The sequence below is a fragment of the Streptomyces sp. NPDC002754 genome (assembly GCF_053592315.1).
Genome location: NZ_JBSFVM010000001.1, coordinates 807948 through 821218, shown reverse-complemented (window position 1 = coordinate 821218; position 13271 = coordinate 807948). Strand labels below are relative to the sequence as shown.

The following is a 13271-nucleotide window of genomic DNA, read 5'->3' as shown; positions in this document are numbered from 1 at the left end:
TCGTGCCAGGGTCTACGCGCGTGCGGAAGACCCGGCAGCGGGTGGAACTGCCAGTCGGGCCAGGGCGGTTACCCCAAACCTATCGCCCTACGACCGCCACCCCGCCCTCGTCGCCGCCCGGCACGGACCCGATGGTGCCGCAAGCTGTGACGATACTCTTCGCTCGCGGGTTGCAGGTGACCTTCCACAGGTAGACCCTGTCCTGCCCGCCGTCGCCCAGCATCTGCTGCCAGCGCGGGTCTGTCAGATCGGGTACGACGTCCAGTCGCGATTGGGTGACCTCGATGTGGTAGGGGGCTCTGGTGGCGGCAAGTTCCGCGTGTGCGTGCCAGATCAGCGCGTCGCCCGCAGTACTGCCTGCCTGGGGCGGCGACAGCGGCACCTTCCTGCAGCCCGCGGACCGTGAACTGTTCGTCGAACTCCGGGTGTCCGATGCGCAGGTCGTCAGGGCCACCGAAGGCACGCGAGACGCGGCCTGCACGGCGTACGGAGAAGTCGCCGACAGAGTAGGGAAGTTGTGTGGCCCACGCGGCGACGACCATCGGTTTGCCACTGTCGTCGTCGCCCGCTCCAGGGAACGACAAACGGGGCACGGTGGCCTGGAAGGAGCAGGCAGGGCGGCCGAGGTAAGTGCCGTAGCAGTAGTCGGAGGCAAGTCGTTCCGGGGCCCCGCCGGGCGGGAACGGCTCGTCACGCATCAGCCTGGCGATGTCCCCGTTCCGGGGGCGCTCGATGAGCTGCCAGCCGAGCCGCTTCGTGAACTGGTCGTACTTGCCCAGCTCCCCGCGCCGCTTTCGGCGCCGCCAGAGCGAGGAGACGACGCCGAGCAGCACGACGAGGACCGCCGTAACCATGAACTCCTGCACGCTGTCGGACTGCGTCACCCCTCCCCTTGCCCGGCGCCGCTTCGCCCGGCGGGGCCGACGGTACGCAGAATGCCCTGGGAGTCTCAAACGCGCTCGGCGGTCCGTCGTCGATCTAGCCGCGATACGTCTCCAGCAACCGCAACCACACCTCGCTGATCGTCGGATACGCCGGTACCGCGTGCCACAGCCGGTCGATCGGGACCTCGCCCGCGATGGCGATCGTCGCCGAGTGGATGAGTTCGCCGACCGCGGGGCCGACGAACGTGACGCCCAGGAGGATCTCGCGGTCGAGGTCGACCACCATGCGGGCCATGCCGCGGTAGCCGTCGGCGTAAAGGCCGGAGCCCGCCACGTTCGCCATGTCGTAGTCGACCGCGCGGACGCGGTGGCCCGCCGCCTCCGCCTCGGCGAGGGTGAGGCCCGCGCTCGCGGCCTCGGGGTCGGTGAAGACGACCTGGGGGACGGCGGACGTGTCGGCCGTCGCCGCGTGGGCGCCCCAGCGGTCGGTCTCCAGGAGCGGGACGCCCTGCGCGCGGGCCGTGATCGCGGCGCCCGCGATGCGTGACTGGTACTTGCCCTGGTGGGTGAGGAGCGCGCGGTGGTTGGCGTCGCCGACGGCGTAGAGCCACGTGCTGTTCGTGACGCGGAGGCTGTCGTCGACGTCCAGCCAGGAGCCGGGTTTCAGGCCCACCGTCTCCAGGCCGATGTCCTCCGTACGCGGCGCGCGGCCGGTCGCGAAGAGGATTTCGTCGGCTTCGAGTGTCGTGCCGTCGTCGAGGGTCGCCGTGACCGTACCGGCGGGCGAGCGCTCCACCGATGTCACCGAGACGCCCGTGCGGAGCTCCGCGCCCGCCTCCCGCAGTGCGTCGGCCACCAGCTCGCCCGCGAACGGTTCCATGCGCTCCAGCAGGCCGCTCCCGCGCACGAGCACCGTGACCTGCGAGCCGAGTGCCTGCCAGGCCGTGGCCATCTCCGTGGCGACCACGCCGCCGCCGACCACGATGAGGCGGCCCGGCGCCCGGTCCGCGCTCGTGGCCTCCCGGCTGGTCCATGGTTTGACCGCGTCGAGGTCCGGGAGCGGGGGCAGGGCTGCGCGGGTTCCCGTGCACACGGCGACCGCGTGGCGTGCCGTGAGGGTGGTCACCGTGCCGTCCTCGGCGGTGACCGTGACGCTGCGCGGTCCGTCGATGCGGCCGTGGCCGCGGTACAGGTCGATGCCGATGGACTCCAGCCAGCCGACCTGGCCGTCGTCCTTCCAATGTGAGGTGTAGTCGTCGCGGTGCGCGAGGACCGCCGGGGCGTCGAGCGGGCCCCGGACCGCCTGGCGCAGGCCGGGCACCCGGCGTGCGTCGGCGCGGGCGATCACCGGGCGGAGCAGCGCCTTACTGGGCATGCACGCCCAGTACGAGCACTCTCCCCCGACGAGCTCGCTCTCCACGATGGCGGCGCTCAGGCCGCCCGCTCGCGCGCGGTCGGCGACGTTCTCGCCGACAGGTCCGGCTCCGAGCACTACGACGTCGTACGCGATGGCTTCCGTCATGCGCCCCAGTCTCTCAGTGTGGTCCCATGTGTGGGTGCCGAGCACATGGGTACGAGCGCGGAATACGTCCGACATCCGGACGGTTGTGAGCACAGCGGCTTTGCCCCCGACGGCTTCGCCCCGAACCCCGGAAGCAGGAAGAGGGAAAACACCATGAGCAGCACCACCACGGAGCTGACCAAGGACAACTTCGATCAGACGGTTACGGAGAACGAGTTCGTACTGATCGACTTCTGGGCTGACTGGTGCGGGCCTTGCAAGCAGTTCGCCCCGGTCTACGAGGAGACCGCTGAGGCCAATCCGGACCTGGTGTTCGGCAAGGTCGACACCGAGGCGCAGCCGGAGCTTGCCGCCGCTTTCGGGATCCAGTCGATCCCGACGCTGATGATCGTGCGTGACCAGGTCGCCGTCTTCGCGCAGCCGGGCGCGCTGCCGAAGGAGGCGCTCGAGGACGTCATCGGTCAGGCCCGCAAGCTGGACATGGACGAGGTCCGCGCGTCGGTCGCCGAGCAGCAGGCGAAGGCCGAGCAGGAGGGCCAGGGGCAGGGTCAGGAGGGCTGAGACTCCCCCCGTCACTCGACTGTCCGCGAGGCGGTCGCCCAATGGGCGGCCGCCTCGCGGCATGATCATCCCTCAACAGCGGCCGTCAGGTCAGCAGTCGTCAGGCCGATTCGCGCGCCACCAGCGTCACCGCCAGCACCTCGCGCGGTTCCGGTTCCGGTTCCGGTTCCGTGTCCTGGTCGGCGTCCCGAGCCGGGTCCCTGACCAGGCGGTCCACCAGTTCGGCGAGCTCCCGGCCCGAGGGCAGATCGAGCCGCACCGTGCTCAGGCGGGGGCGCAACAGCCGGCCCAGCATCAGGTCGTCGGCGCCCATCACGGCGACGTCGCCGGGGATGTCGACGCCCGCGTCCTGCAACGCGCGCATCAGCAGCATGGCGTACTCGTCGTTGTACGCGAACACGGCGCCGAGCCCCAACCCACTTACCTGTGCGGCGACTTGGGCCGCACCCTGCTCGTCGTACGCGAGCGGCAGCGGCACCGTCTCCGCGCCCGCCCCGCGTACGCCCTCCAGGCGCGGCACCGCGAACGTGTCGAGGCCCGGCTCCCTCGGCATGACCACGCCGATACGCCGGTGGCCACCGGCCAGGAGGTGCGATGCGGCGACGCGGCCGACCTGCCGGTGGTCCGTGAGCAGGGCGTGCGCGCCCTCGACAGGCTCCGGACCGAGCGTGATGACGGCGCGGGCGCCGGAGCGGCGGAGCACGGCGATGCCATCGGGGCCCATGCCGACAGGGCCGAGCACGGCGACGGGACGCAGTTCGGCCCAGGCGCGGGCGGCGGCGTCGCCGCTGAGGCCCACGCCGCCGTACTGCACGACGGTGTAGTCGAGGCGGCTCAGCGCCCACTGCAGTTCGTTGAGGAAAGCGCTGTACAGAGGCCCGATCGGCACGTCAGGGGACGGGACGAGGACGATCCGGGTGTGTCCCGCGCGCAGGCTGCGGGCGGCGGCGTGCGGAACATAGCCGAGTTCCTTCGCGGCCTCGTGGACCCGTCGCCGGGTCGGCTCGCTGATGCGGACCGCGCTCGTGTTGTTGAGGACGTAGCTGACGGTGGCGCGCGAGACCCCGGCGAGGCGCGCGACGTCGGCGCTCGTGGGCAGGGCGCCGGATGTGGGCTTGTGGGGCGCGGACGGCTGGGCGGACTGCTGCTTCGGTATCTGCACCATGACGTACGGCATCCTTGCAGACGCCGCCCAGCGGCCGCCGCTACCCCTGCCCAGCCGGCTGCGGCCACCCCCTGCGCTAGCCCTGCGCCAGGGTCTTCCACAGTTTCGGGTCCTCGAAGTTCAGCGCCCACAGGACCGTGTTGCGTACGCCGTATTTGCGCAGGACGGGGAGGTGTGCGGCGGTGCCGGCGGCGTCCTGGTACCAGACGGTGCGGCGGGTCGCCTTCTTGCCCTTGCCCTCCTTGTACGTGAAGTGGGGGGTGCGGGATTCGGGGTCGAGGGCGTAGCGCGCGCCGACCTTGCGGCGCAGCTCCTCGGCCGACTTCGACGTGACATGCCGGGCGCGCTCCTTGCCGCCGCGGGCGCCGCCCACCTTCCAGTTCCAGCCGTACGCGGGCAGGCCCATCTCCAGCTTGGCGCGCGGGACTTGGGCGGTCGCGAGGGACAGGATCTCGTCGTACCACTGGGGCGAGGCCAGCGGTCCCGGCTTGCCCTCCGCGGAGTGCAGGTTGTACGCCATGATCCGGATGCGGTCGGCGGCGGCACCCAGCCTCTCGTAGTCCCAAATGCGGCCCGTCGAACGGGTCTTGGGCATCACGGTCAGGAAGCACTTCTTATCGGAGGCGTGCAGGCGCGCGCAGAGTTCGGTGGCGAAGGCGGTGTAACCGGCGCGCACCGCACGGTACTTGTCGTCGGGGGCGGTGGCGATCGACTCGTAGTCGATGTCGAGCCCGTCGTAGGAGCGGCTGCGGACGACGTCGAGGAGCGCGTCGATGTGGCGGGTGCGGGATTCGCGGCTGTTCAGGACCTTGGCCAGGGCGCCCGACTTCATCGTTTCCATGACCGTGGGCACGACCTGGATGCCTCGGGCGTGCAGTCCGTTGATGATGCGGCGCTCGCCTGCGCCGGGGTGTCCTACGACGCGGGCCGCGGATTTCGTCTCGTACCAGAAGGGGCTGATGGTGCGGATCTGCGCGGCGTGCTCGAGAGCGTTCTGGTAGGCGGCCTCCTGGTCCCAGTACGGGAGCCATGCCGAGACGGTGCGCGGGGGCGCGGCTTCGGATGCGGCGGGGCCGGAGGGCGCGGCAGCCGTGAGGGCGAGGGTCCCGGCGAGGACGCAGAGGACGGTGCTGTGGCGTCGTTTCATGGGGCGAGCCTGCGGCCCATCCGGCGTACCCGCCGCAGGGATTGGGCCGGTCGGCGTCTAACGTGACCCGCGTGACTGCCTACACGGATGACCAAGCGTACGAACACCCCGGCCGCGGCGGCGCGACGGCCACGGTGGAGGCCGATCCGGCCCGGGTCGGGAAGGTGCGCACCGAGTACGCGCCCGCGCACGACGGCGACCCGGATCCCGGCGAGATCGTGTGGACGTGGGTTCCGTACGAGGAGAACGACGGGCGCGGCAAGGACCGCCCGGTGCTCGTGGTCGCCCGGGAGCCGGGCGGCACGCTGCTGGCGGTTCAGCTGTCCAGCAAGCGGCACGACAGCGACCGCGAGTGGGTGGCGCTCGGCTCGGGCCCCTGGGACAGGGACGGCCGGGATTCGTGGGTGGACCTGGACCGTGTGCTGCGCGTGCACGACAAGGGGATGCGCCGCGAGGCGTGCGCCCTGGACCGCGGCCGGTTCAACACGGTGGTGCTGCGGCTGCGGGAGCGCTACGGCTGGCGCTGATCCGCCGGACTGAAGGCGCGCTCGAACGCGGAGCGGGTGGCCGTGTCCTTCGTGCGGTCGAGGACGGCGAACACGACCTGCTCGAAGTGGTGCGCGAAGCGCCCTTCGAGCAGCGTGCCGAAGGCCTCGGCGACCTGCCCCGGGTCGTTGCGGAACACGCCGCAGCCCCAGGCCCCGAGGACGAGCCTGCGGTACCCCTCGACCGCCGCGACCTCAAGGACGCGCTCGGCGCGCACGGCCAGGGCCGCGGGTATCTCGTGGACCCGCTCGGGGGTTCGCTGCGTGATCACTCCCGCGTTCGGCGCGGGTGACGTCAGGAATCCGGCCTCGAACGGCGCCTCCAGCAGCCGGCCCTGGTCGTCGCGGAACACCGGGACTCCCGGCGTGTGGATGACGCGGTCGCTGTAGAAGGCGTCGCGGTGCTCGCGGTGGTGGGCGTAGAACTCGGGCGCCTCGATCAGGCACGTGTACAGGGCGGAGCAGCGGCAGAGCGCCTCCTCCTGGGCCTGCGCCCCGTTGAGGTAGCCGCCTCCCGGGTTGCGCGCCGAGGCGAAGTTCAGGACGGCGACCGGCTGCGGCCGCTCCCCCGCCATGCGGCGCGCCGCCTCCAGGCTGCTCTCGCCCGTGACCTCGACGTCTGTCCGGTCCACCGGCGGTATCGGTGGCACGGGCACCGGGTCGGGCCCGTACATCCCGGTGCCCGCCCGCGCCCGCGCCACCGCGGCGCCGATCGTCACCACGCGGCCCCCGTCGTCCGCGTACTCCCCCGATTCGACGATCTTCTCCGTGCTCCGCGCGAGCTCGCGCAGTCGCGCGCTCACGCGGTGTCCCCCGTGGTCTCCCCCGTCGTGTTCATGAATCCATCGTGTACGCACAGTGACCGCTCGGGCAACAGGTTTTCTCCGCGTCCGGGGAAGTCTCAGGGAAGCCCCTGAGAAGTCCCGGCAAAGTCTCCGGGTTGTCCAGAGGCACTCTTGTGCGAGCCGCCCGAACCGTCTTGGGTGGAGGGTCTGCGTCGCCCGGAAGGGGCTGATTGTCGGCGCCCGGCCGAATCGACGGGATGGCCCCCACCGGGGACCATGGAGACGTGCGAACCAGGAGGAATCCCCCCATGAGCGAGGGAGACTGTACGGCGCTCGGTGAGCTGGTCACCGAGGCCGAGGCGGAGGCCCTGGTACGGGGCATCTGCTTCAAGACCGGACCACCCCGCAAGGTCGGGGTCGAACTGGAATGGATCGTGCACGAGCCGCGCCCGATGCTGAAGCCGTGGCTCCCCTTACCACCCGAACGACTCGACGCGGCATACGTCGCACTGCGCGCCCTGCCGCTGCGCTCGGCGATCACCGTGGAACCCGGCGGGCAGCTGGAACTCAGTTCGCTCCCCGCCGACTCCCTCCCCGAATGCGTCTCGGCCATGCGGGCCGATCTCAGCGCCGTCCGCACCGTGCTCCGCGGCCACGGACTCGTCCTCTCCGGCCACGGCACCGACCCGTGGCTCCCGCCCCGGCGCGTTCTCCGTCAGCCCCGTTACGACGCCCTGGAGGCATCGCTCGACCGGGCCGGGCCCGCCGGGCGCGCCATGATGTGTTCGTCAGCGTCCGTGCAGGTGTGTCTGGACGCGGGGCACGAGGAGCCGGGTCCGCAGGGGCTCGGCAGGCGCTGGCGGCTCGCGCATCTGCTGGGCGCCGTCCTGGTGGCCGCGTTCGCCAACTCCCCTATGCTGTCCGGCCGTCCGACCGGCTGGCGCTCCACGCGGCAGCTGCTGTGGGAGCGGATCGACGTGGGCCGCTCCGGCGGCGTACCCCTCGATTTCGATCCGCGCGAGGCGTGGACGAGGCACGTGCTCGACGCGCCCGTGATGTGCGTGCGCACCGACGAGGGGCCGTGGCAGGTGCCGGAGGGGCTGACCTTCCGGGAGTGGGCGCGCACGGGCGTGCCCAGGCCGCCGACCCGCTCGGATCTCGACTACCACGTGACCACCCTCTTCCCGCCCGTGCGCCCGCGCGGGCACCTCGAACTGCGCATGATCGACGCGCAGTCCGGCGACGACGGGTGGCTGGTGCCGCTCGCCGTGACCACCGCCCTGTTCGACGATCCGCAGGCCGCCGAGACCGCGTACCGCGCGGTCAAGCCGCTCGCGGAGCGGGCGGGTCCGCTGCCCGCTCCGCACAACCCGTTGTGGCGCGACGCGGCCCGGCTCGGCCTCGCCGATCCCGAGCTGCGCGAGGCCGCCACGGCCTGCTTCACGACGGCGCTGGAGGCGCTGCCGAGGCTCGGCGCGGACCCGGAGACCCGCCAGGCGGTCGCCGACTTCACGCACCGCTATGTCGTCCGCGGCCGCTGCCCCGCCGACGACGTGCTCGAACAGCTCACGCGACAACCCGCCCAGGGGAGGACCGTCCGATCATGACCGCTGAGGAGAACGTCACCACGGACCCGGAGGCGCTCCGCGGCCGCGCCGCGGAGGCCCTCGAGGCCGCCCGGCGCCGCACGACGCTGCTGACGAACTGTGTCGACGAGGGCGAACTCACCTCCCAGCACTCGCCGTTGATGTCGCCGCTCGTCTGGGATCTCGCGCACATCGGGAACCAGGAGGAGCAGTGGCTGCTGCGCGCGGTCGCCGGCCAGGAAGCGATCCGCCCCGAGATCGACCCGCTGTACGACGCCTTCGAGCACCCGCGCTCGGAGCGCCCGAGTCTGCCGCTGCTCGCGCCCGAGGAGGCGCGCGGCTACGCGGCGGACGTCCGCGGCCGGGCCTTCGACGTACTGGAGAAGGCCTCGTTCGAGGCGGTGGGGACGCAGCGTCTGACGCGCTCGGGCTTCGCGTTCGGGATGATCGCCCAGCACGAGCAGCAGCACGACGAGACGATGCTGATCACCCATCAGCTGAGGCTTGGTGGCACGGCACTCACCGCGCCCGATCCCGAGCCCCTGGCGCGTCCGTACGACGGCCCCGCCGAAGTGCTCGTGCCCGGCGGCCCGTTCACCATGGGCACGACGGCCGAGCCGTGGGCCCTGGACAACGAACGGCCCGCGCACACCCGCCTGGTGCCGCCGTTCCACATCGACGCGACGCCGGTGACGAACGCCGCCTACATGGAGTTCGTCGAGGAGGGCGGCTACCGCCAGGAGCGGTGGTGGGCTCCGACCGGCTGCGCGATGGTGCGCGAGCACGACCTTCGGGCGCCGCTGTTCTGGCGCCGCGAGGGCGGGCAGTGGCTGCGCAGGCGGTTCGGGGTGACCGAGCCCGTACCGCCGGACGAGCCGGTGCTCCACGTGAGCTGGTACGAGGCCGACGCCTATGCCCGGTGGGCGGGGCGCCGCCTGCCGAGCGAGGAGGAGTGGGAGAAGGCGGCCCGGCACGACCCGGCCACCGGGCGTTCGATGCGCTACCCCTGGGGCGACGCGGACCCGACGCCGGAGCGCGCCAACCTGGGCCAGCGCCACCTGCGCCCGGCGACCGCGGGCAGCTACCCGCTGGGCGAATCCCCGCTGGGCGTACGGCAGTTGATGGGCGACGTGTGGGAGTGGACGTCGAGCGACTTCCTGCCCTACCCGGGGTTCGTGGCGTATCCGTACCGCGAGTATTCGGAGGTGTTCTTCGGGCCGGACCACAAGGTGCTGCGCGGTGGTTCGTTCGCCGTGGACGCGGTGGCGTGCCGGGGCACGTTCCGCAACTGGGACCTTCCGGTCCGGCGGCAGATCTTCTCCGGGTTCCGCACGGCCCGCGACGCCGAGCCCCAGGAGCGCGCCTGATGTGCCGTCACCTGGCCTACCTGGGGCCGCCCGTACCGCTCGGCGAAGTCGTCGACCGACCGCCGCACAGCCTGTTCCGCCAGTCGTGGGCACCGCGCAGGCAGCGCCACGGGACGGTCAACGCCGATGGTTTCGGGGTGGGTTGGTACGCGGACGGCGACCCGGTGCCCGCCCGCTACCGCCGCGCCGGACCCATCTGGGGCGACGCCGCCTACCAAGATCTGGCCCGCGTCGTCCACTCCGGGGCACTGCTCGCGGCGGTCCGCGACGCGACGCTAGCCGGGGCGGACGGGGAGGCGGCAGCGGCCCCGTACGCTTCGGGACGCTGGCTGTTCAGCCACAACGGGGCGGTGCCGGGCTGGCCGCAGTCCCTGACCTCTCTGGCACCCACCCTGCCGCCGGCGGACCTGCTCTCCATGGAGGCCCGCTGCGACGCGGCATTCCTGTGGGCGCTCGTCCTGCACCGGCTGCGGGCGGGCGACGCCGCGGGGCAGGCGCTCGCCGACACCACCCTGGAGGTCGCCGAGGCCGCGCCCACCGCCCGCCTCAACCTCCTGCTCACCGACGGCGAGACGATCACCGCCACGGCCTGGGGCGACACCCTCTGGTACCGCACGGAGCCGGGCCGCGCCGTCGTCGCCTCCGAGCCCTACGACGACGATCCGCACTGGATCGAGGTCCCCGACCGCACGCTGCTCGCCGCGAGCCGCACCGACGTCCTGTTGACCCCGCTCAAGGAGCCCTCCGCGTGAGCCCGTACCGCATGACCCGCACCCTGCCCGAGGACGCCACCGACGCAGCGCTCCGGTCCGACGTCCTGCACGGCCTGACCCAGACGCCGAAGACCCTCCCGCCCAAGTGGTTCTACGACGCGCGCGGCAGCGAACTCTTCGACGAGATCACCCAGTTGCCCGAGTACTACCCGACCCGCGCCGAGCGCGAGATCCTCATCACGCGCGCCCACGAGATCGCGGCGGCGACGGGTGCGCGCACACTCGTCGAGCTGGGCTCCGGCTCGTCCGACAAGACGCGCCACCTCCTCGACGCGCTCACCGACCTCACGACTTACGTACCCGTGGACGTGAGCGACAGCGCGCTGCGCGGCGCGGCGGACACGCTCCTCGCCGAGCGGCCCGCGCTCGACATCCACGCCATGGTCGCCGACTTCACGGCCGCGTTCGACCTGCCGGAGACTCCGGGGCCGCGCCTGGTGGCCTTCCTCGGCGGCACGATCGGCAACCTGCTGCCCAAGGAACGGGCCGCTTTCCTGACGGCGGTGCGGGGCCTGTTGGCCCCGGGCGACTTCTTCCTGCTCGGCACGGACCTGGTGAAGGACGAGGCGACGCTGGTGGCGGCGTACGACGACGCGTCGGGTGTCACGGCCGCGTTCAACAAGAACGTGCTGACCGTGATGGCTCGCGAGCTGGGCGCCGACTTCCACCCCGACGCGTTCGAGCACGTCGCCCTGTGGAACGCCGACTGCGAGTGGATCGAGATGCGGCTGCGCTCCACCACGGCGCAGACGGTGAAGATCCCGGCCCTCGACCTGGAAGTCGACTTCGCGGCGGACGAGGAGGTGCGCACAGAGGTCTCGGCGAAATTCCGCCAGGAGGGCGTGAAGGCGGAACTGCACGAGGTCGGGCTGGAGTTGGGGCACTGGTGGACGGATGCGGAGGGAAGGTTCGCCCTGTCGCTGAGCAGGGCGTCGGCGCACAAGGCCTAATTGCGCTCGTCGAGCCGATCCGTGATCTCGCGGGAGGCGCGCTCCGCCTCCGTGGACGGGTCGCCGCCGGCGAGGACCTTGGACATGTACTCCTTGATGGGATTGTCGCCGGCCTCCACGTTCGGCCACAGCGGTGAGCGGGGCGTCGCCTTGCCGTGGGCGGCGCCGACGGCCATCGCGGCCACGCCCGGCTCACCGGCGACCGCGTCGGCGAGGGTGGCCTTGTTCGGCACGTAGTTCATGGTGCGGGCCAGTTCGGTGTTCCACTTCTCGCCGGCCAGCGCCTTCACGACCTCGACGGCGCCGTCCCGGTCGTCGGTGTTCGCCGGCACGACCAGGTCGGAACCGCCGGTGAACACCGTGCCCGGCCTGCTCGACGTCTTGCCGGGGATCGGGAAGTAACCCAGCTTGCCCTTCAGTTCCGGGTTCTTCTGGAGGATGCGCTGGGCGGCGCCCGGCACGGAGATGATCTGCGCGATGTCACCGCGGGCGAACTGCTCGGCCTGGGGCGGGTGTTCCTCGTCGGCGTCCTTGGGTCCCCCGCCGAGCGCCTGGAGTTGCCGGTAGAAGGCCATGCCGCGCAGCGCGGCGGGCGTGGCCAGGGTGCCGGACCAGACGCCCGAGGACTCCTTGGCGAGGTGGCCGCCCTCGTCCCAGATGAACCCGGAGAGCGTGTACCAGTCCTGGCCCGCGAGGTAGATGCCCTGGGTGTCGGCGGAGTTCAACTTCCTTGTCGCGTCCAGCCATTGGGCGCGCGTGGTGGGCGGGTCGTCGATGCCCGCCTGCCGGAAGAGGTCCTTGTTGTAGATGACGACGCGGTTGGCCGCGTACCAGGGGATGCCGTACTGCCGGGAGGCGTCGACGCCAGGTTCGGCGAGGCCGGGCAGCCAGTCGTCCATGCCGAGGTCGCGCGCGGACTCCAGGGAGAGGTCGAGCAGGCCGTCCTCCTCGACGTACTGCGGGACCTGGGTGTTGCCGACCTCGATGACGTCGGGCGCGCCGGACTCGCCGCTCCCCTCGTCGAGTGCCTTGGTGACCTTGGCGCCGATCCCGGTCCAGTCCTGGATGCGGATGTCGAGCGTGATGCCGCCGTGCCCGGCCTCGAAGTCCTCCGTGAAGCGTTTGAGGAAGTCCTCCGACGCGCTGCCCCGCATCAGCCACACGGTGACCGCCTCCTCCCCCTCCCCCGTGCCCGGCAGGACGCCGCATCCGGTGAGGAGTACGCCGGTGGCGAGGAGGGATCCGTAAGTCAGGGCAAGGCGGCGGGAGTTCACGTGGGTCACTTTCTGCCTGCGGACAGGGAAGTTCGGCCCGACGTGGGGGAAGAGCACACGGCTCATACGGGTGTTCAGGGAGTTTGGTATAGACCAACGGAAGGGTCAAGGGGTGTGTCACGGACTCCGCAGCGCCCGCCGCCCTCGACCCTCCCTTCATGAAGTGCCCGGGGTCAGGCGACCGGCCTGGCCAGGCAGGTCGCGAGCCGCTTCTCGGCCGTGCCCAGCAGCTTCTTGGCGCGGGCGCGCTCGGCGAGCAGCTGCGGGTCGACCTCGACGCCGTTCAGCGCCGCGGACGCCGCGCGCGCCTCCTCACGTGCCTGCGCGAGCTCCCGCTCGGCGGTGTCGCGGTCCTGGACGGCCTTCAGGTAGTCGGCGCTGTTGGGGTCGAATCCGTCCTCGCGCTCCAGCTCCCGCACCCAGTCGCGCGCTTCGGTGTACACCGTGGACCGGTACTCCACCGCGCCGTGCGCCGAGTCGTAGTCGTGCTCCAGCGCTTCGATCCGCGCCTCCACCGGAGTGATCCGGGCGTCAAGACCGTCGACCGTGTCCTGGTGTCGGTTGACGGTCGCCTGGTAGCGGTGGCACGGAGCCGGTTCGGCCGTCGCCGCGATGGCCTGTGCGGCGCCGGTGGCCCCGAAGGCCATCACGGTCAGGGTGGTCAGGACGGCGGCACGGGTGAGTCGGCGGTGCATCAAGATGAGCCTCTTTC

General features: G+C 71.7%; 13 protein-coding genes. 6 read left to right on the top strand and 7 right to left on the bottom strand.

The genetic code is table 11. The annotated features are described in order from the left end of the window. Positions 1-79 precede the first annotated feature (79 nt). Both ACWD2L_RS03935 and ACWD2L_RS03930 read right to left on the bottom strand, forming a co-directional pair. Positions 80-454 carry a hypothetical protein gene (locus ACWD2L_RS03935; RefSeq protein WP_351330862.1) on the bottom strand — a complete coding sequence of 125 codons (375 nt, stop codon included), beginning with the start codon at positions 452-454 and terminating at the stop codon, positions 80-82. Positions 455-978: 524 nt separating this feature from the next. Then, positions 979-2406 (bottom strand): dihydrolipoyl dehydrogenase family protein, encoded by a 1428-nt coding sequence (locus tag ACWD2L_RS03930; protein WP_351330864.1) that lies wholly within the window; start codon positions 2404-2406, stop codon positions 979-981. Between the two features lie 153 nt (positions 2407-2559). Between ACWD2L_RS03930 and trxA the strand changes: the two genes are divergently transcribed. Beyond that, positions 2560-2967, top strand: coding sequence for a thioredoxin (gene trxA / locus ACWD2L_RS03925; protein ID WP_351330866.1), 408 nt, complete (start codon positions 2560-2562; stop codon positions 2965-2967). Between the two features lie 100 nt (positions 2968-3067). Here the strand turns inward: trxA and ACWD2L_RS03920 are convergent, their stop codons facing one another. After that, on the bottom strand, positions 3068-4132 hold the full coding sequence (locus ACWD2L_RS03920) for a LacI family DNA-binding transcriptional regulator (protein ID WP_351330867.1): 1065 nt from the start codon (positions 4130-4132) through the stop codon (positions 3068-3070). 76 nt (positions 4133-4208) lie between these two features. After that, the gene (locus ACWD2L_RS03915) at positions 4209-5279 is read right to left on the bottom strand and encodes a glycosyl hydrolase family 18 protein (RefSeq protein WP_351330868.1); all 1071 of its coding nucleotides are present in this window, start codon (positions 5277-5279) and stop codon (positions 4209-4211) included. A 71-nt stretch (positions 5280-5350) separates the two neighbouring features. Between ACWD2L_RS03915 and ACWD2L_RS03910 the strand changes: the two genes are divergently transcribed. Further along, a complete protein-coding gene (locus ACWD2L_RS03910) occupies positions 5351-5806 on the top strand; it encodes a type II toxin-antitoxin system PemK/MazF family toxin (RefSeq protein WP_351330869.1) in 456 nt (151 codons plus the stop codon). On the opposite strand, the gene ACWD2L_RS03905 is transcribed toward ACWD2L_RS03910, so the two are convergent. Continuing rightward, complete coding sequence (locus ACWD2L_RS03905; protein ID WP_351330870.1) at positions 5791-6627, bottom strand: TIGR02452 family protein; 837 nt, start codon at positions 6625-6627, stop codon at positions 5791-5793. The genes ACWD2L_RS03910 and ACWD2L_RS03905 overlap by 16 nt on opposite strands. Positions 6628-6917: 290 nt before the next feature. Here ACWD2L_RS03905 and egtA point away from each other — a divergent pair, with 290 nt between their 5' ends. Genes egtA through egtD form a run of 4 tightly spaced genes read left to right on the top strand, consistent with a single transcriptional unit; the run spans position 6918 to position 11285 of the window. Beyond that, positions 6918-8216, top strand: a complete 1299-nt coding sequence (egtA, locus tag ACWD2L_RS03900; protein ID WP_351330871.1) for an ergothioneine biosynthesis glutamate--cysteine ligase EgtA — start codon at positions 6918-6920, stop codon at positions 8214-8216. Beyond that, positions 8213-9562, top strand: a complete 1350-nt coding sequence (gene egtB, locus ACWD2L_RS03895; RefSeq protein ID WP_351330872.1) for an ergothioneine biosynthesis protein EgtB — start codon at positions 8213-8215, stop codon at positions 9560-9562. Before egtA ends, egtB begins: the two co-directional genes overlap by 4 nt. After that, on the top strand, positions 9562-10314 hold the full coding sequence (gene egtC / locus ACWD2L_RS03890; protein WP_351330873.1) for an ergothioneine biosynthesis protein EgtC: 753 nt from the start codon (positions 9562-9564) through the stop codon (positions 10312-10314). The genes egtB and egtC overlap by 1 nt, the downstream gene beginning before the upstream one ends. Next, positions 10311-11285, top strand: coding sequence for an L-histidine N(alpha)-methyltransferase (gene egtD / locus ACWD2L_RS03885; protein ID WP_351330874.1), 975 nt, complete (start codon positions 10311-10313; stop codon positions 11283-11285). Before egtC ends, egtD begins: the two co-directional genes overlap by 4 nt. Here egtD and ACWD2L_RS03880 read toward each other — a convergent pair. Both ACWD2L_RS03880 and ACWD2L_RS03875 read right to left on the bottom strand, forming a co-directional pair. After that, a complete protein-coding gene (locus tag ACWD2L_RS03880; protein WP_451187164.1) occupies positions 11282-12559 on the bottom strand; it encodes an extracellular solute-binding protein in 1278 nt (425 codons plus the stop codon). The two genes, egtD and ACWD2L_RS03880, sit on opposite strands and share 4 nt — an antisense overlap. A gap of 173 nt (positions 12560-12732) precedes the next feature. Next, positions 12733-13254, bottom strand: coding sequence for a hypothetical protein (locus ACWD2L_RS03875; protein WP_351330876.1), 522 nt, complete (start codon positions 13252-13254; stop codon positions 12733-12735). Positions 13255-13271 lie beyond the last annotated feature (17 nt).

Excerpts from the sequence above, each read along its gene's own strand:
- ACWD2L_RS03875 (WP_351330876.1), bottom strand. The coding sequence starts at position 13,254 with ATGCACCGCCGACTCACCCGTGCCGCCGTCCTGACCACCCTGACCGTG.
- ACWD2L_RS03915 (WP_351330868.1), bottom strand. The coding sequence starts at position 5,279 with ATGAAACGACGCCACAGCACCGTCCTCTGCGTCCTCGCCGGGACCCTC.
- trxA (WP_351330866.1), top strand. The coding sequence starts at position 2,560 with ATGAGCAGCACCACCACGGAGCTGACCAAGGACAACTTCGATCAGACG.
- ACWD2L_RS03930 (WP_351330864.1), bottom strand. The coding sequence starts at position 2,406 with ATGACGGAAGCCATCGCGTACGACGTCGTAGTGCTCGGAGCCGGACCT.
- egtC (WP_351330873.1), top strand. The coding sequence starts at position 9,562 with ATGTGCCGTCACCTGGCCTACCTGGGGCCGCCCGTACCGCTCGGCGAA.
- egtA (WP_351330871.1), top strand. The coding sequence starts at position 6,918 with ATGAGCGAGGGAGACTGTACGGCGCTCGGTGAGCTGGTCACCGAGGCC.
- egtB (WP_351330872.1), top strand. The coding sequence starts at position 8,213 with ATGACCGCTGAGGAGAACGTCACCACGGACCCGGAGGCGCTCCGCGGC.
- ACWD2L_RS03920 (WP_351330867.1), bottom strand. The coding sequence starts at position 4,132 with ATGGTGCAGATACCGAAGCAGCAGTCCGCCCAGCCGTCCGCGCCCCAC.